Raw genomic sequence first — 17,693 nt, forward strand, 5'->3', positions numbered from 1 at the left:
CGCGGCACGGCCCGATTCTCAGACCGTGTCCTCGATGAACGCCACGGCATCCTCCGGTGAGTCGCACGGTTCAAACCCGTCGAGCGAGCCGACCTGCTGGGTTCTGAGCCCGGCCGTCGGGCGGTCGAAGACGTTGGCGTAGCCGATTTCCGAGAGGGTTCCGCCGCCGCCGTCGATGGCGATGACGGCGTCGCCGTTCATGGCGACGAGCGCGTTTCTCGCGTGGCCGAGTCCGGTGGCGACGGCGATATCGACGTAGGGGTTCGCCTCGTCGCGGTCCTCGCCCGGGAGGACGCCGATGGTCGTGCCGCTGGCGTCTTTCGCGCCGCGGCAGGTCGCCTCCATGACGCCGCCAAGGCCGCCGCAGACGACCTCGTGGCCGCGCTGAGCGAGCAGGCGACCCACATCTTCGGCGAGTGTTTCGACCGGCTCGGGGACGACGCTGCCGCCGATGACGCTCACGCGCACGGCGAGCCTCCCGCTCTGCGTTCTGTGGTGTCGGCTCGTCGCTCGTCGTCGTGACTGGTCGCTATGGACATGAGGTATCGGACCGCGTCGAAGAAGATAAGTGCGGGGCCACGTCGCCCGACCGGGGCGGACGCGGAGTGCTCGGTCGCGTCAGAACTCGTCTGTTCGCCATGCCTCGTCGTCCAGTGGGGAAACCGCTTCCCACGCACTGCACGCGCGCATCGTCCGAGCCATCGACGAGAAGTTCGCCGTTTGTTTGTGAGGTCCTGTCATGGTATTTGATGCCATGTGAGCCTACACTAAATATCTTGTCGAGGTAATACCTTATACACCACATACACCTCCCGATTCTATTGCGTTCTATGGTATTTCAACACATATTCGGGAAATCCCTCCGAATTCCGGGACGCGCTGGTGGCGGTGTCACGGAACTGGTGGTGGCTCTCGCGGCGCGTCGAACGCGAGAGAGCGCAACGCTTAGTCCCCCCGCGCGAGGACACGTCTCTATGACAGTCAGCGACTGGAGCGACTGGCTCCCGCGCGCGGTCGAGTCGGCCGACCCCGAGACGGTGGCCATCTGGTATCTGGGATGCAACGGGTTCGTCATCAAGGGCAGCGAGGGCACGACGCTGTTCGTCGACCCGTACGTCGGCATCGGCGACCCGCCGCGGACGGTCCGCATGATTCCCGTCCCGTTCGACCCCGAGGACGTGACCGAGGCCGACGCGGTCCTCGCCACGCACGAGCACACGGACCACGTCCACGGCCCGAGTCAGGCCCCCATCCTCGAGAACACGGGTGCGACGTTCGTCGCCCCCGATGACTCGCTCGCCGTCGCCTACGACGACGAGGCGTGGTTCGACGACTACGACCTCTCAGAGGACCAGTTCGAGGAGGTTACGGAGGGCGACACCGTCGAAATCGGCGAGTTCACGGTCCACGTCGAACCCGTCTACGACCCCGACGCGTCCCACCCGGTCGCCTACGTCTTCGAACACGAGTCGGGCACGTTCATCCACGCCGGCGACACCAAGCCCGCCGAGGAGTTCGCCGACATCGGCGAGCGCTACGACCTCGACCTCGGCATCCTCGCGTTCGGGACCATCGGCAACATCCCCGACAAGGAGACGGGCGAGCCGATTCGAACGAAGTGGTACAACGACGAAAACCAGATTATCGAGGCCGCGAGCGACCTCGACCTCGACCGCCTCGTCCCGACCCACTGGGACATGTGGAAGGGCATGACTTCCGACCCGAAGGTGCTGCACCACCACGCAAAGAGCTTCGAGGCCCCGCGCTCGCTCGACCTCGTCGAAATCGGCGACCGCGTCGACCTCTGAGGTCGCGTCCGAACTGACTTTCGCGCGGCGGCCCTGTTAGCGACGCTCGCCACGGACGGACAGTCACCGCGCCGAAACAGTCGAATCGAGAGACGGCGGCGGGGGAGTCCCACGGCCCCCGGTTGTTTTATAATGGATGTCGGGAAAGTGGCGGCCATGAGCCGCGAGTCCGAAGGGGTTACATCGGTTTCCGACGGCGAGGTCACGGTCGAAAAGACCTTCGCCGCCGACGAGTTTCCCGTTCCCGCTATCAAGTTCGTCATCAGTTCGACGCGAGACGAGGCGACCCGAATCCGGGTCATCGACCGTATTCCGGAGTCGTTCCCGATGGAGAGCGTCGGGTTCCACCCCGAGTTCGAGAGCGACAACTGGACGGCCTACAAAGACCACCGCGTCGAGTACGAGCGGACGCTCGACCCCGGCGAGGAACTCGTAACGGTCTACGGTATCCGCATCACCGACGGCCACGACCAGACGGATTTCCTCGAAGAGCCGACGCTCGAGCGCATCCCGATCGACGGCGGCATCGACCCCGACGACATCGACGACATCCTCGGCGAGGACCGCAGTCAACTCGTCCGGGACGTGCTCGCGGGGAACCGCGAACCACTCCACGACGAGGAGGAGGCCGACGCGGATAGCGAGGACGAAGGGGAAGTCGTCCTCGAAGAACCCACCGCTGACGCGGCCGAATCCGACGACGCCGTGGAGGCCGAAGCGGCCGTCGAAGCCGAGGCGGCCCCCGGGGCGTCCGACGGCGCGGAAGTCCTCGACGACGAGCCGACCGACGACGACCTCGCGGCCGCCTTCGAGGGCGGAGACGGCGAGGAAGACGAGACCGACGTGGCCGACGTGGCCGACGAGGTCAGCCAAGCCGACGACGACGTTCTCGACGCCGACGCGGAAGCCGACGACACCGCCGAACCGACCGGCCCGCGCGCGGTCGCCACCGACACCGCGCCGGCCGTGACTGCGCACCTCGAACAGCCAGATGTCGATGCCGAGGTCGAGGCTGAAGCCGCCGAAGACGCCGACGCCGATGCCGAAGCGGACGCCGAACCGCCGGCCGGCGCGTCGGCTGAGGACGCCGACGTCGCCGCGACCGGAAGCGCGCCCGCGCCCGACGCGGACAGCCTCGTTGGGGCGCTCGCCGCCGAGATTCGGTCCGGCGCGGCCGACGAGGAGGACATCGAAGTCCTGCGCGAGGCGGTCGACGCCGAGACGCGCCGGAGCACCGACGTTCGCATCCGCCGCCTCCAGTCGCAGATGGAGGACCTCGCGGCGTACTCCGACGCGCTCGCCGAGTTCATCGACGAGGAGGGGACCGGGAGCGAACTCGTCTCCGAGTTCCGCGCCGAGATGACCGCGTTCCGCGAGGACCTCGACGCCCTCGACTCGATGGTCGACGGCGCGGTCGAGTCGGTCGACGACGCGACCTCTCGGCTCGACGCGGCCGAGGAGACCATCGCCGCGGTCGACGAGCGCTCCGACCGCGTCGCCACGCGGGTCGCGGACGCCGAGGGTCGGCTGGACGACCACGATGGCCGGCTCGAAGGCCTCGCGTCCGACCTCGAAACCGCGGACGACACGCTCGACGACTACCACGGCTGGCTCGAATCTCACAACGAGCAGTTCGAGGCCGTCGAGGGCCGACTGGACGACCACGACGGTCGGTTCGAGGACCACGATGAGCGGCTCGAAACCGCCTCGCGGAACATCGACGCCGGCTCCGCCCGCCTCGACAGCGTCGAGGAGACGCTCGCCAAGCGCGAGGAGGAACTCGTGACGGTCCGCGAGCGCCTCGACGACATCGCCGGTCGGTTAGACGAGACCGTCGACCGACTCGAAGGGGCCGAAAACAGCGCCGCGGAAGCGACCGAGCAGGCCTCGACCCTCCACGCCGAAGTCGGCGACATCCGCGAGGATATCGCCGAACTCGACGGGGACATCGTGGAGACGCGCGAGGCCCTCGACGACCGCCTCGCGGAGGTTCAATCGCGGGTCGAAGACGCCGCGGCCGACGAGGAAATCGAGGCCCTGCGCGACGACATCCGGGAGCTGAACGACACCGTCGCCGAACTCGAAACCTTCCGCGAGCGCCTCGCGGGGGCCTTCGGCACCGGCATGGGCGGCGGCCCGGCCGCCGGCGACGACGACGGCGAGGCCGAGTAACCCGACCGAGCGCGCTCCCGAGAGACGCTTTCCCGAAGCGCAACCTGTTTAGCGGGCCGCCCCGACGTTCCGATGATGACAGAGACGGTGCGCGTCGCTGTTCCGCGAAAGGGTCGCCCCCTCGAAGCGGTGCTCGAACGGTTCGCCACGACCGAGAGCATCGCCGAGGTGGCGGACGAAATCACCTCGACACTCCGATACGAGAAGTCGGTCACGAAGGGCCATACCCAGCCGGAACACGACGTGTACGAGCGACTCGCGGACTACAGCGACCTCTCGGACCCCGCCGCGCCGGAGTACACGCTCCTGCGCGACGACCGAGACGGCATGCCGCGGCGCATCGTCTTCGACAGCGTCGTCCTCGAAATCGACGGGGTGGACATCCATCTCGTCGGGCGCGAGGAGCCGTTCCGCGCCCTCAGGACCCATGAGTTCGGCCTCGGGTTCGACAGCGCCGACCTCGTCCTCGAAGAGGTCGTCAAACTCCGCCCCGAGGGCCTCGGGAGCATCGAGGACGTGAACGCCCGTATCGACCCGATGGACACCGACGTTCGGGTCGTCTCCGGCCTCGGCGACACGGTCTACCACACGCTCATGGCCGACCCCGAACTTCTCCCGCCGGGCTCCGAACTCGACCGGGACTTCGTCGCGGACTACGCGGGCGACCTGTGTATCTCGCCGCGCTACGAGCGCCTCGTGGAGGCGGTCCTCGGCACGCGGTGTCTCGACGATGTGACGTTCGCGTACCCGGACGACGCGCCCGAAGAAGAGGCCGCAATCGCGGAGACCGGCCTCGGTGTCTACCTCACGATGACCGGTTCGACCGCGCGCGAACACGGCCTCGTCCTCGGCGAACACCTGTTCCCGAGCGAGACGGTCCTGATGGAGAACGTCGCGGAGGCGACGCCGGCCGCCGAAACCGTCAAGCGGGCCATCGCGTCGCCCGAGTTAGAGACCGAACTGAAGGTCTGACCGCTGACCTACGCCGACGACTCGTTTTTCGCGTCCGCGTCGCCACAGAACATCAGCGTCGAGAGTGTCCGCGCCTCGAAGCCGCCGTCGTCGGTGAGTGAGACGGTCGTGTTCGACGCGTTGCAGTCGAACTGCGATTTTTCGACGGTGACTGCCTCAGACACCTCGTCGCCCGCGTCACTCCGCCGAGCGACGCGAAGCGTGACCTCGCGGGCTTCGGTCAGCGACGCGCCGACCCGCGCGCCGGGTTCGAGACGGTATGTGCCGCCGAAGGCGACCGCGCCCGCGGGCGTCTCGTAGGCGAACTCGACGACTTCGGCCACGTCGGTCGGGTTCGCGACGGCGAGGCCGTGGGGTTTGACAGCCTCGGTCGGAAGCGACCCGTCGCCGAGCGCGACCGTGACCGCGTCGTCGGCCGCGACCACCTGGGGTCCGCAAGCCATCCGGGTGGACGCCCCGGAGACCGAGACACCGCCGTCACCGGGAGAGAACGCGGTCCATGAGCGGTTACAGTCGAAGCTGTCCGGACCGACCGATTCGGTCGCCACGGCGTCCGAGTCGATGTCGGTAACCGTCACCTCGTAGTCCGCGGGGATGCGAAGCGAGACATTCACCGTCGCGTCGTGGTCAAGTTCGTAGGTCTCCACGTGGCCTGAACCGAGTGGGCGCGAAACGTCGATACGGGCGGTCCACGGCTCGTCGGTCGGATTTTCGAGGCGGACGTGGTGCGGTTTCAGCGCCCCGTCGTCGCTGGCGGGGCCGTCGCCGACGACGGTCGTGAGGCGCTCGCCGGTCGCGACCGAGACGGCTTCCACCGGTTCGGGCGTCGGCGTCGAGTCGGGGGTCGATTCGGTCGTCGAGTTTCCGTCGTCAGCGTCGTCAGCGCCGTCGCCGGCACTCGCGATACAGCCCGTCAGCGCCGCCGCGAGGCCGGTTCCGGCCGCGGCGAGGAGGGTTCTTCGTTGCACACCTACCCCAACGCGTAGGGGTCACTTCCCCCTGTGTGTGGCTCAAACGCGCCTTTGAGTCCAGACCGTCCCGAAGCTCACGAGGACGGCGAGGACGACGCCGACGAGGAGAACGAGCCCGCCGGGGCCGGCGAGGAAAGAGGAGACGAACTCCGCGACGCCCGGGTCGGATGCGACCGGCGCGGGCGTGGCGTACCGGACCTGCGACTGTCGTGTGGTCCACAGGGCCTGCACGGCGATGCTTCCGACCAGCGTGGCGCCCACGCCGGTGACGAGCGTCCGAAGCCCGGAGGAGAGCTTCGATTCGGTTCGCTCCGCGCCCGCGAAGAGGACGACGGCGGAACGGGTCGGGCCGTAGACGGCCATCTCGCGCCCCTGCGCGGAGACCCACGTCGTCACGGGCTCTATCAACTCAGCGTCGACCAGTCGCTCGACGTGGTAGCTGACGGTCTGAAGCGTCGTGTCGAGCGCGTCTGCCAGTTCGGAGGCGGGGCGCGGGTCGTCGTAGACGGCGGCGAGGAGCCGTCTCGCGGTGGCCGACGAGAGCGCCGACAGAACCTCGTCCGCGTCAGCGTCGTCGAGTTCGACGAGAAGCGGGCTTAGGGACCGGTCTCGAACCGATGCTGCAGCGGGTTTCAGTGGGAGCAACGAACTCACGGTCTCGGCCGTCGTTCTCACTCTGCCGATAAAGAGACGGCCATGAGTCAAGCGCCCGTTTGACCCTCTCGTCCCCCGCGTGAGAACGTCTCTCCCGGAGTTAGTACATGCTAGCGATACGTCGATGCCCGCTGGCGGAGTAGTACGACCGTGTATCAGATTCGAACGAATCCCACGGAGGAACAGGTATGAACGGCGATGCGATCCGGTACGAGAGCGACCAGTTCAAAGCGACCGCCGGATACGGCGCCCGAAAGCGGAACCTGCAACTCGTCTTCTTCGACGCGCAGTATCCCGAACCGGAACAGACGACGGACAGCCTTCCGTCGGTCGAGAGCCAGACGATGAGCGCGCTCGAACGCGTCGAAGCGGCTGTCGAACGCTCTGGAATCGACTTAGACGACGTACTCCGAACCACGGTGTACACGACCGACCTCGACCGAATCGATGCCATCGAGTCGGCCTACGACGCCTATTTCGACGCTCGACGGCCGGCGATGACTGTCGTCGGCGTCTCCGAACTCCCGAACGACGCCGCCGTCCAAATCGAGGCGACGGGCGTCAAACGATAGGTCGCGCACCTACCAATTCAATATAGCGAGATACAGTTCATGAGTCGCGCTTCGAACAGCGGTTACGCTCCTCAGCGGAGCGAGTAAATGTTCGATTCGTACGTCTCACGCACTCTATCGCCCCAGTTGTGGGTGTACGTGTCGATGATGTCGCCGGCCACGTCGCCGCGGAGGTACTTGACGATACCGCGGTCGCCGGTTCGGTCCCGGAGGTGGGTCGTGAAGAAGTGCCGGAAGTAGTGCGGCGTGACGTTCTCCTCGCGGTCGCCACCCGACCGGTACCACCCGGCGTCGGCGGCGTGAGAGGTGACGACGTGGTGGACCGCGTCGGGCTCCAGTCGCCGGCCCCAGCCCGAGGCGGTACCGACGAAAAGCGGTTCGGCCGGTGACGTCGAATCCGGGCGAATCGCTAGCCAACGCAGGAGGACGGCCTCCAACTCGTCGTCGATGGGGACGACTGTCGACCGTTTTCGCTTGTTCGAGGCGGTTCGCTCCTCGCCGTTGGTGACGCTTCCGACGCTCGGGTCGGCGGCGACGTATATCGACGGCCCGCGACCGTCGAGGGCGGCGCGGGTTGATACACCGGTCAATGGTGTATCCGTCGTCAGCGACACGTCCCGAAGGTCGAGGTTGCACAGTTCGCCGACGCGCATCCCGGTCTTGAGGAGGGTGACCACCAGCGCGTGGTCCAGCGGATGGGCGATTTCGCGGACGAACGCCCGCATCTGGGGAACCGAAAGCTCCCTTCGGGCGGGGTTGGTGTCGATGCGCTCGTCCATCTCCTCCATCACGAGACTCATCGGGTTGGAGTCGAACGCGCCGACCTGCGCCATGTAGGCGTAAAATCGGTGGAGGTAGGAGGCGTACGTCGCTACCGTGCTCGCCGCGACGTCGCGGTTTCGCAGGGTGTGTATCCACGCCATGCAGTCGCGATGGGTCGCGTCGTCGACCGACCGAGCGCTCCCGGAGGGGTTCCGCGATGGGTCGCCGAGGAACGACTCGAACGCCCGGAGGACGCGCTCGTAGGCGGCGCGGGTCCGGTCGGTCTTCCCGTGATAGGTCATATCCTGCAGGAAGTAGCCGACCGGGTCCTCCGCGTCGGCGGGTCGCTCAGCGGCCATCGCGCTCCGCCAGCGTATAACCGCCGTGTCGCCCACTGTACACGACTCGGCCGCTCGACTGTAGCTCCTGTAGCGTCGATTCGAGGCGGTCCTCGATGTCGTCGGTCAGCGCCGCAACGAGGTCGTCCCACGACCGGTGTGAATCGGCCGCGAGCGCCTCGATGATTCGGGGCTCGAACTGGTCGTTATTTTCACCTTCTCCTCCCTGATTCGAACCGCCGTTCTGGATCCCCGTTTTCACCCCTTCAACCCCGGGGGTTGTGGCCGCTTCATCGCCCCTCGACGGAACGTCGAAATCGCGACGTCCAGCCTGTACCATCGTTCTGACAAATTCGCTCTGACTCATCCCGAGTCGGTCCGCGTGGTCCTTCCAGATGGCCTTCTGGTGGGCCGGAAGGTAGGTTTGCACCGTCGCGCGGTCGGCCTCGTCGCTCATGGACGGGTCGACACGGGGGTCGATATTCAATCTACCGGCACAGTCCAGAATAAGGGAAGTTATCCTGAGCAGTACATGCGGATTTTTGGCGGTGAATCTGAGTTATCCTAAATACTGCAATCGAATTTTCGGCGATTTGCATGTAGTATTCAGGATATTAGAATCTCCCGGAGAACGTCGATTTCGGACGTTTCGAGCAAATCTGAGACTCGACCAACTTTCCGTTGCTTTCAATAGGTCGAATTCTGCACAACCTCTTCTCACTTCTGTGATGGCAACTGATTTTTGGATAGCATTCCTTGCACCGTTTACCCCCGGAGTAACACATAGAAGATCCACTTACACGAATTTCGTTATTTCACTTCTTAATTCACTGAATTATTATAGAACCGGGTACCGCTGGGTTTAGGCCCTCTTTTGTTTCTCTTCCTTAATCTATGAACTATTCTATCCATAATTTCTTCCTATTTTACTGGAAATATATTCGCGGGACGACGCACCATCTGTGTTCTCTCGAACGGATATATTCCGACCAGAGATGGCTCGGTATTTTCTCGATTATATCGGTCATCGAACGCTGAATATATGTCGCCGAACGGGTCTTCGTTTCGAAATAGATTCAGCTGTGATTATGCTGGTGTCACTACGCAGAATTTCCCAGAATGTTGTCTGATTCGAACACACAACCACCCGAGTGACACCGTTCCGAATTCGCTCGAAGACGAACCCAATCGAGGTCTTCGCTGGCCCGATTCGTTCTCTTTTGACGCCTTCACAGCCCTCGTCTTCACGGTGAGATCCGTAATTCGGGACGTGCTCCCCATCTCAGGTGAAGCGGCGCTCGACCGCGCTGTGGCCGTTCTGACGGACTCGCGTAAATCCCGGGGTTTGGTGGCTTGATTCCGGTCGGATTCGACGAACCAGTCGTTCGGCGGCGACGACCCGTTCGAGCGAACCCCTCCCCTGCCGCTGACTCGCCCGAACGAACTGTCTCGAATTTCGAATGCGACGCCGCACTCCGCCTGCACGACCGGACTCGCGGCCGCGCCCCCCGCAACCGCCTGTACCTCCGCCTGTACCTCCGACTGCGATACGAACCGCCCGAGCCGCGAGCGCGACGCGGCTGTCGCTCTGTGATACTGACGTAGATTTCAGCACTATCGGCCGCTGGAACTCCGACGTTCCGAGTCAGCGTTCTCAGTCATCAACTCTCTCGATATCTCGGTCCCTCTGTCGAGTCGTCGCTTGTCCGATTCGAGACTCGTATATCGCATATCGCTATACACAATATTGGTTCTCGGGCTCGACCGATTTTCGGAAAATTCGAGGTCCCGTCGAACCCAGCCGGTTCGCGTCGAAGTCGCCGAGACGGCCGAAAGCCGACGATTTTACCCGGTGCGCTACGCTTCGACTCGCTCTATCAGGTCGGGGCTATCGTTGGCGGGGCTGTTCACCCGCGTCGAGACGGGGTACGCCGTGAGTTCGTCGTCGGGGTAGGTGTCGAGGAGCGCCGCCGCCTCGTCGGGGTCGCCGTGGAGCCACGTCTCTTCTTCCTCGGGGGCGAGGACGACCGCCATCCGGTGGTGTAACTCCGAGATGAGGTCGTTCGGCTCGGTCGTGACAACGGTGAACGTCTCAAGCGGTTCCTGTTCGCGCGAGGGGTCGCCGCTTCCGAAGTCGCCGAGACCGGTCTGTTTCGTCGAGGGCGTCCATCGCTCCCAGAGGCCGGCCATGGCGAACGGGCGGGCGTCCTCGAAGGCGACGCGGTAGGGCTGTTTGTCCCCGCCGCGGTCGACCCACTCGTAGAAGCCGTCCGAGGGAACGAGACACCGGCGGGCCTCGTAAGCGTCGGCGAAACTCCGCTTCTCGCGGACGGTCTCCGCGCGGGCGTTGATTCGGTCGTTACCGACGCTGGCGCTGTCGGCCCACGAGGGGACGAGCCCCCACTTCAGGAAGCGGAACTCCTCGGGCGCGTCGTTGGTCACGACCGGGAGTTCCTGTCCGGGCGCGCAGTTGTACCGCGCCGAAAGCGGGCGCGTCGGCGTCGCGTCGAACCGCGTTTCGAGTTCTTCGGGTGAAGTAAACAGCGTGTAGCGGCCGCACATACCCCCGGCTTCGCGCTCTGCGGGTAAAACGCCCGCGGCAGGGGAATGCGGAAGCGTTCTGGGAGCGTGGCGGCCGGTCCACGACGACGCATTTAGGGTCGCCGACGCCCCCCTGTCGGACATGCGAATCGAGAACAGCTTCATCCCCGTCCGCGGCGTGGGCGAGCGGACGGAGCGGAACCTCTGGCGGGCCGGGGCGACCCACTGGGACGAGTTCGACGCCTCGCTCGTCGGCGCGAAGACGGGCGACCGAATCGAGACGTTCATCGCCGACGCCGCCGCCCACCTCGACGACGGCAACTCGCGGTTCTTCGACGACTGTTTCCCCTCGGGCGAGCGCTGGCGACTCTACGAGAACTTCCGCGACGAGACGTGCTTTTTCGACATCGAGACGACCGGCCTCTCGCCCGAGCGCGACTCGGTGACGACCGTCTCGTTCTATCAGGACGGCGAGACCACGACGCTCGTCAGCGGGGAGGACCTGACCGCCGACGCCCTCCGCGAGCAGTTCACCGACGCGAAACTCATCGCGACGTTCAACGGCGCGCGCTTCGACGTGCCCTTCCTCGAGACCTCGTTCGACGTCTCAATCGACGTACCGCACGTCGATTTGATGTATCCGTGCCGGACGCTCGACCTCACCGGCGGGCTGAAGCAAATCGAGAAAGACGTGGGTATCGACCGCGACCGACCCGACATCTCCGGGCGCGACGCCGTCCGCCTCTGGCGTGAGTACGAGCGCGGCGACCAGTCGTCGCTCGACACGCTCGTCTCGTACAACCGCGAGGACGCGGTCAACCTCGAACGCCTCATGGAGACAGTCACCGGTCGCCTCCACGACCGCGCCTGCGAGGGACTCGACGCCGAACTCGTCTGAGGCGGCCATCGAGGTGGTCACGCTCCCGGTCTGGCGAGCGCCGCCGGCCCGAGCGAGCGTGCCGGAACCCCGCGCTTTTTTCATCCCCCGAAGCGACGCGCCGCACATGACCGACGACCCCGACGCCGACCCCGAGGCGGACGAATCCGCCGATTCGACACCACCGTCCGACGACGCGACCGAACCGTCCGACGGCGACGAGCCGGTCGACACCGATGCGACCGTCGAAGCGGCGGACGGAGGCACCGACGAGCCCGACAACGGGAACGGCAACGGTGACGAGACTGTCCCGCACGTCGAACTCGACCTCTACGAACTCTCCGTCCGCGTCAGCGGGCAGTCCACCGACGAACTCGACGACGTGGAGGCGTCGGCGACCCGACTGATGGACTACCTCGTCGACCACGCGAAAGAGCTGGAAGACCAGCCCGATAGCCGCGGATTGAGCTAACACCACCGCTCGTACCGTCCCGGTTTTGGTAAACCTAAAAGTTCAAGAGCGACCGTCGATAACCCCGTCCAATGACCGAGTACACCTTCGACGACCTCGCGGTCGTGATGGGGACGTACAACGAAGAACAGGCCATCGGGTCCGTTCTGGCTGACATCGACCGGATTACCGACGGGCGTGCCGAGGTCGTCTGCGTGGACGGCTCGGACGATCGGACGCCCGAAATCGCCCGGAAGATGGGCGCGCGCGTCATCGAACAGGAACCGCAGGGGTACGGCGTCGCGGTCGAGGCCGCGGTGCTCGCGCCCGACCGCCCGGTCGTCGTCACCACCGACTGCGACGACACCTATCCGATGGAGTATCTGCCGAAGTTCCTCGATCTCATCAACGACGGCTACGACGTGGTTTCCGGGGACCGAATCACGAAAGGCGCTGAGACGATGCCCCGACTCAACCGCGCGGGGAACATCGCGTTCGCCCGCCTCGCGAGCTTCCTCATGGGCGCGACCGTCCACGACACGACCACCGGGATGCGGGCGTACCGCCGCGAACTCCTCCACGACATCGAGTGGACCGAGAACACCGGTCTGTCTGCCGAACTCCTCATCCGCCCCGCGATGCGCGGCTACAAAATCGCCGAGGTGCCAATCCCCTACCGCGAGCGCGCCGGCGAGACGAAACTCGACCCCTTCGCCGGCGGCGCGGCCATCGGGAAGTCCATCGTCAAAGTCTGTCTGGAAGAGCGACTTCGGTTCTGAAGGCGCGCTCGTCGTTTTTTTTTGCTCTGCCCCGACTTCCCTCCGACGAGCCTCGCGGTCGTGCGCCCAGATACCAAACCGCACATCGCTCATAGGCGGCTCGGTCGAATATCCGGCATGGCTTCGACCACGAACCGCCGTCGGTTCCTCGCGCTCGGCGTCGGTGCCGCCTTGGCCGGCTGTCTCGGGAGCGACCCACCGGTCGCGGACGACGACACCGCGTCCACCGAACCCACCGATTCCACCGCGGGCGACTACTCGGGCCCGTTCGAGCTTCCGGTCCCCGAGGACGAACTGCGCCGAGGCGCGTCGAAAGACGCCATCCCGGCCATCACCGCCCCGGTCTTCGCCGACAACTGGACCGGGTTCGACGAGGTGGACGCGACGCTGGACGACGGCGACGAGGTGGTCGGCGTCGAACTCGGCGGCGTCGCCCGCGCCTATCCGCTTGCAATCCTGAACTGGCACGAAATCGTCAACGACGACTTCGACGGCCGGCCCGTGGTCGTGACCTACTGCCCGCTGTGCGGGAGCGCCGTCGTCGCCGACAGGCTCGCCGGCGGCGAACCGACGTACTTCGGCGTCTCGGGCCTGCTCTGGATGTCCGACCTCGTGATGTACGACGACCGGACGAACTCGCTGTGGAGTCAGGTGCTCGCGACCGCGATTCGCGGGGAACTGACCGGCGAGACGCTGTCGCTCCTCCCTTCGACTATCTCGACGTGGGGCGAGTGGCGGGCGGCCAACCCCGAGACCGAGGTGCTGGTGCCGCCGCCCGTCTCGGGGACGATTCGCGGGCGGCAGACCCGCCGGTACGACGTGAACCCCTACACGAGCTATCAGCAGTCGAGCGCTATCGGTATCGGCTTCAACGACGCGGCGGACGACCGACTTCATCCGAAAACGTCGGTCGTCGGCGTCGCTGCCGACGGGGTCGCCCGGGCCTACCCGCTCGGCGCGGTCGAGTCCGCGGGCGTCGTCAACGACACCGTGGGCGACCTTCCGGTCGTCGTGGCGGCCTCCGCCGAGGGGAGTCTCGTCGCCTACGTCCGCCGGGTTGACGGCGAGACCGTCGAGTTCGACCGCGATGGGTCGGCGCTCGTCGCCGCCGGGTCGCGCTGGAACCTCCTCACCGGCCGGGCGCTCGACGGCCCCCACGAGGGCGCGGTCCTGACCCGAGCAAACGACCGCTCGCCGATGTTCTGGTTCGCGTGGGCCGACTTCAACCCGGAGACGGAGATTTACGGGGGAGAAAACGCGACTGGCGAGGAGGAATAGTCGTTCGCGCGGCGAGCGCGCGTGATTCGAGGCCGATACGCTGAGAAACGGAGTTTCGGTCGTTCGGGTGGCGGTTACGACGAGTTCAGGATGTCGCGGACGCGCCGGGGTTCGCCGGAGAGGGAGGGCTCCTTCTCGACGATTTTCAGCACCTCGTGGTCGGTCACGTCGGGGTAGGACTTCCCGATGGCCTCCTCGATGAGGGCCTTTTCGAGACGGAACTCCGTTCCCTCGTAGACCACGTCTACGCCGTCGTCGTCGAAAGAGAGAATCGTCATACCTCTCTTTGTTTCCCGCGAGTAGTTAAATACGCGTCGTCGTCGCGAAACCGGCGTCCTCCGTCGTGTCTGACGTTCGTCTTGCGGACGGTTTATTACGGCACGGGTGTTGGTTCGGAGCGTGTCACTGGGTACGGACCCGCTCGATACGCTCGAAATTCCCGACGGGACGACGGTCGAGGAACACGACCTCGTCACCGACGGCGATGTCGTCGTCGGCGGGCAGAGCACCGTCGAGTTCGGCGTCCGCGGACAGAACGTCCTCGCGGGCGAGCGCGTCACCTTCGGCGGCGACATCGAGGCCGAAGCCGACTGCCGACTCGACATGCTCGACGACGTGGCCGGCAACGTCCTCGTCGGCAACGACGCCTACCTCGGCGAGCGCGTCCACATCGCCGGCCGCCTGATGGTCTCGGGCGACCTCGACATCGGCGACGACGTCGACATCGAAGAGGGGTTCGAGGCCAACGGGTGGATCGTCATCCGCAACCCGATTCCGACGCTCGTGTTCTACTTCATCGTCCTCTCGCAACTCCTTCGACTCGGCGAGGACGAGGCGGCAGACGAACTCGCCGAGACGCTCTCGGGCGAGTCGCCGCACGACCCGCTCGTGATTCCCCGGAACGCCACCGTCTCCGACGACGCGTGGCGCGTCTCGACGCCCGCCCACGTCGGCTCCGACTGCCGCATCCACGGCAACATCCGCGCGAAGTCCATCGACCTCGCCGAGGACAACAACGTCTTCGGGAGCCTCCGCGCCCGCGACGACATCGTCGTCGGGAGCGGGACGCGCATTCACGGCGACGTGACCACCCGAAACGGCGAGGTCCGCATCCACGAGGACGCGCGCGTCCTCGGCGACGTGTCCTGCAACGACCTCGTGCTCGAAGCCGGCGCGCACGTCGACGGCACGATGCGCGCCCGCGGCGAGATGCGTATCCACCGCGACAACCTCCCGCGCGAGGCCGAGTAACCGATTCCGAATCCGAATCCGAGACCGACCGAGCGACTGCGACCCCCGTGCGCCGCGATAGCAACAGTCGCCGTTTGTGCTTACCCAACGATTAATCCCTCTGGTGGAGAGTGTCGTCTATGGACAATCGACTGAAACTTCTCTCGGTCGCCCTCCTCGTCCTCCTCGCCGGGTGTACCGGCGGCGCGGCGGACGGCGGTGCCGGTGGGTCTGAGAGCGTCTCGCTCGCCGCCGATACCGGTGGCTCCGCCGAGGCCGAACAGGCGGGCGGCGACGACCTCCCGCAGGCCCAGCGGCGGGCGGTCATCAAGAACGGGCAGATAGAACTGACCGTCGACGAGTTCAACGAGTCGCGCGACGCGGTCGAATCGACCGCCGAGTCCTACGGCGGCTACGTCAGCGACTCCAACGAGTACGTCAACCGCCGGAGCGGCGGCACCTACCGCTCGGGCCAACTCGTCGTGCGCGTCCCCTCCGAGGACTTCTCGGCGTTCATGACCGACATGAAGGACCTCGGCGAGGTCGAGCGCGTCGAGACGAACTCGCAGGACGTGACCGACCAACTGGTCGACATCGAAGCGCGGTTGAGCAACCTCCGCGCCCAGCGCGACCGCCTCCGCGAACTCTACGAGTCGGCTAACACGACCGAGGACGTGCTCGCGGTCGAAGAGCGCCTGACCGAGGTCCAGACGGAAATCGAGCGGCTCGAAGCCCAGAAGCAGTCGCTCGAAGACCGCGTCGCCCTCTCGACCGTCCGGGTCTCGCTGTCCGAGCGACCGCCCGGCCCGGCGCAGTGGTACGACACGCCAGTCTTACAGGCGTTCTCCGAGTCGATTAACGGTGCGTTCGTCGCCCTTCGGGCGCTCGTCGTCGCCGTCGCCTACGCGGTCCCGTACCTCGTCGTCTTCGGCGGCCTCCTCGCGATTCTCGGGAGCGGGGTGGTGCTCGCCGGCCGCGCCGCATTCAGGCGACTGACTGACTGACTACCTCGGTTTCGCTCGCCGCTCGCATCCCTTCGCACGCGAGCGTTTTTCCGCGTCCGTCACTATCGTCGAGCCATGCTCTCTCTCGCGTTAGCCGGCAAGCCGAACGCCGGCAAATCGACGTTCTACACGGCCTCGACGCTCGCCGAGGTCGACGTGGCGAACTACCCCTTCACGACTATCGACGCGAACCGCGGCGTCACGCACGCTCGCACCCGCTGTCCCTGTCTCGACCGCGACGAGCGCTGCGGCAACTGCGAGGACGGCATCCGTTACGTCGCCGTCGAACTCGTGGACGTGGCAGGGCTCGTTCCCGGCGCGCACGAGGGTCGCGGCCTCGGCAATCAGTTCCTCGACGAGCTGACGAACGCGGACGCCATCGTCAACGTCGTGGACGCCTCTGGGGGAACGAACGCCGAGGGCGAACCCGTCGAAGTCGGGAGCTTCGACCCCGTCGAGGAGGTCGACTTCATCGAGGAGGAACTCGAACAGTGGCTCGCGGGCATCGTCCACAAGAACTGGGAGTCCGTGGTCCGCAAGTCCCGGTCGCCCGACTTCGATATGGACGACGCCCTCTCGGACCTCCTGACGGGCGTCGGCGCGAGCGAGTACGACATCGCCGCCGTCCTGCGGGGCCTCGACTACTCGCCGAATCCCCAAGACTGGGACGACGAGGACCGCGTCGAACTCGCCCGCGCGATTCGCCAGCGGACCAAGCCAATCGTCCTCGTCGCCAACAAGGTCGACATCGCGCCCCCGGAGAACCTCGAACGACTCGCCGAGACGGGAAAGCCCGTCATCGCCGCGACCGCGGACGGCGAACTCGCCCTTCGACGGGCCCGCGAGGCGGGTATCATCGACTACCATCCCGGCGACGACGACTTCGAGCTCGTCGGCGACGTGAGCGGCGCACAGGAGAAGGGCCTCGAACGCATCCGCGACCTGATGGGCGACCACGGCGGCACCGGCACGCAGGAAGCCATCGACACCGCGGTCTACGACGTGCTCGACCAAATCACGGTCTACCCGGTCCAAAACGAGTCGAAGTGGACCGACGGCACGGGGAACGTCCTCCCCGACGCCTTCCTCCTCCCGCGGGGGTCGACACCGCGGGACCTCGCGTACGCGGTCCACTCCGACATCGGTGACGGCTACCTCCACGCGGTCGACGCGCGAGCGAAGCGCCGCATCGCCGAGGACCACGAACTCGAAGAGGGCGACGTCATCAAAATCGTCTCGACGGCGAAGTAACTGTCAGAAGTTCGTCTTTTCCCTGGATTCGTT

The 17,693-nt window shown here is 65.9% G+C and carries 18 protein-coding genes; 11 read left to right on the forward strand and 7 right to left on the reverse strand.

Annotated features, from left to right (window positions below):
• Positions 1–18 precede the first annotated feature (18 nt).
• Positions 19–468, reverse strand: coding sequence for a TIGR00725 family protein (locus C5B90_RS18305; RefSeq protein WP_115883387.1), 450 nt, complete (start codon positions 466–468; stop codon positions 19–21).
• 506 nt (positions 469–974) lie between these two features.
• Here C5B90_RS18305 and C5B90_RS18315 point away from each other — a divergent pair.
• From C5B90_RS18315 to C5B90_RS18325, 3 genes are all read left to right on the forward strand, one after another.
• Positions 975–1,808, forward strand: coding sequence for an MBL fold metallo-hydrolase (locus tag C5B90_RS18315; protein ID WP_115883389.1), 834 nt, complete (start codon positions 975–977; stop codon positions 1,806–1,808).
• A 156-nt stretch (positions 1,809–1,964) separates the two neighbouring features.
• Complete coding sequence (locus C5B90_RS18320; protein WP_115883390.1) at positions 1,965–3,980, forward strand: hypothetical protein; 2,016 nt, start codon at positions 1,965–1,967, stop codon at positions 3,978–3,980.
• A gap of 75 nt (positions 3,981–4,055) precedes the next feature.
• A complete protein-coding gene (locus C5B90_RS18325; RefSeq protein ID WP_004970628.1) occupies positions 4,056–4,952 on the forward strand; it encodes a hypothetical protein in 897 nt (298 codons plus the stop codon).
• 8 nt (positions 4,953–4,960) lie between these two features.
• Here the strand turns inward: C5B90_RS18325 and C5B90_RS18330 are convergent, their stop codons facing one another.
• A complete protein-coding gene (locus C5B90_RS18330; protein ID WP_115883391.1) occupies positions 4,961–5,920 on the reverse strand; it encodes a hypothetical protein in 960 nt (319 codons plus the stop codon).
• A 42-nt stretch (positions 5,921–5,962) separates the two neighbouring features.
• A complete protein-coding gene (locus tag C5B90_RS18335; protein ID WP_115883497.1) occupies positions 5,963–6,577 on the reverse strand; it encodes a transcriptional regulator in 615 nt (204 codons plus the stop codon).
• 188 nt (positions 6,578–6,765) lie between these two features.
• On the opposite strand from C5B90_RS18335, the gene C5B90_RS18340 reads away from it, so the two are divergent.
• Complete coding sequence (locus C5B90_RS18340) at positions 6,766–7,149, forward strand: RidA family protein (RefSeq protein ID WP_115883392.1); 384 nt, start codon at positions 6,766–6,768, stop codon at positions 7,147–7,149.
• A gap of 71 nt (positions 7,150–7,220) precedes the next feature.
• Here C5B90_RS18340 and C5B90_RS18345 read toward each other — a convergent pair whose 3' ends face one another.
• From C5B90_RS18345 to C5B90_RS18355, 3 genes are all read right to left on the reverse strand, one after another.
• Positions 7,221–8,270 (reverse strand): tyrosine-type recombinase/integrase, encoded by a 1,050-nt coding sequence (locus tag C5B90_RS18345; RefSeq protein WP_115883393.1) that lies wholly within the window; start codon positions 8,268–8,270, stop codon positions 7,221–7,223.
• A complete protein-coding gene (locus C5B90_RS18350; protein ID WP_115883394.1) occupies positions 8,260–8,706 on the reverse strand; it encodes a DUF5805 domain-containing protein in 447 nt (148 codons plus the stop codon). The genes C5B90_RS18345 and C5B90_RS18350 overlap by 11 nt, the downstream gene beginning before the upstream one ends.
• A 1,400-nt stretch (positions 8,707–10,106) precedes the next feature.
• On the reverse strand, positions 10,107–10,811 hold the full coding sequence (locus C5B90_RS18355) for an SOS response-associated peptidase (RefSeq protein ID WP_115883395.1): 705 nt from the start codon (positions 10,809–10,811) through the stop codon (positions 10,107–10,109).
• 121 nt (positions 10,812–10,932) lie between these two features.
• On the opposite strand from C5B90_RS18355, the gene C5B90_RS18360 reads away from it, so the two are divergent.
• From C5B90_RS18360 to C5B90_RS18375, 4 genes are all read left to right on the forward strand, one after another.
• Complete coding sequence (locus tag C5B90_RS18360; protein WP_115883396.1) at positions 10,933–11,688, forward strand: ribonuclease H-like domain-containing protein; 756 nt, start codon at positions 10,933–10,935, stop codon at positions 11,686–11,688.
• 106 nt (positions 11,689–11,794) lie between these two features.
• Positions 11,795–12,139: a hypothetical protein gene (locus tag C5B90_RS18365; protein ID WP_115883397.1), complete on the forward strand. Its 345-nt coding sequence runs from the start codon at positions 11,795–11,797 to the stop codon at positions 12,137–12,139.
• A 71-nt stretch (positions 12,140–12,210) separates the two neighbouring features.
• On the forward strand, positions 12,211–12,897 hold the full coding sequence (locus C5B90_RS18370; protein WP_042666633.1) for a dolichyl-phosphate hexose transferase: 687 nt from the start codon (positions 12,211–12,213) through the stop codon (positions 12,895–12,897).
• Positions 12,898–13,014: 117 nt separating this feature from the next.
• Positions 13,015–14,175 (forward strand): DUF3179 domain-containing protein, encoded by a 1,161-nt coding sequence (locus C5B90_RS18375; protein WP_115883398.1) that lies wholly within the window; start codon positions 13,015–13,017, stop codon positions 14,173–14,175.
• Between the two features lie 74 nt (positions 14,176–14,249).
• Here the strand turns inward: C5B90_RS18375 and C5B90_RS18380 are convergent, their stop codons facing one another.
• Positions 14,250–14,453 (reverse strand): DUF5800 family protein, encoded by a 204-nt coding sequence (locus C5B90_RS18380; RefSeq protein ID WP_004976775.1) that lies wholly within the window; start codon positions 14,451–14,453, stop codon positions 14,250–14,252.
• A gap of 121 nt (positions 14,454–14,574) precedes the next feature.
• On the opposite strand from C5B90_RS18380, the gene C5B90_RS18385 reads away from it, so the two are divergent.
• The 3 genes from C5B90_RS18385 to C5B90_RS18395 all read left to right on the forward strand — a co-directional run bounded on the left by C5B90_RS18385 (position 14,575) and on the right by C5B90_RS18395 (position 17,660).
• A complete protein-coding gene (locus C5B90_RS18385; protein ID WP_115883399.1) occupies positions 14,575–15,426 on the forward strand; it encodes a polymer-forming cytoskeletal protein in 852 nt (283 codons plus the stop codon).
• A gap of 119 nt (positions 15,427–15,545) precedes the next feature.
• The gene (locus tag C5B90_RS18390) at positions 15,546–16,409 is read left to right on the forward strand and encodes a DUF4349 domain-containing protein (RefSeq protein ID WP_115883400.1); all 864 of its coding nucleotides are present in this window, start codon (positions 15,546–15,548) and stop codon (positions 16,407–16,409) included.
• 75 nt (positions 16,410–16,484) lie between these two features.
• On the forward strand, positions 16,485–17,660 hold the full coding sequence (locus tag C5B90_RS18395) for a redox-regulated ATPase YchF (RefSeq protein ID WP_115883401.1): 1,176 nt from the start codon (positions 16,485–16,487) through the stop codon (positions 17,658–17,660).
• Positions 17,661–17,693: the final 33 nt, after the last annotated feature.

This window comes from Haloferax sp. Atlit-12N, assembly GCF_003383095.1.
Lineage (GTDB): Archaea > Halobacteriota > Halobacteria > Halobacteriales > Haloferacaceae > Haloferax.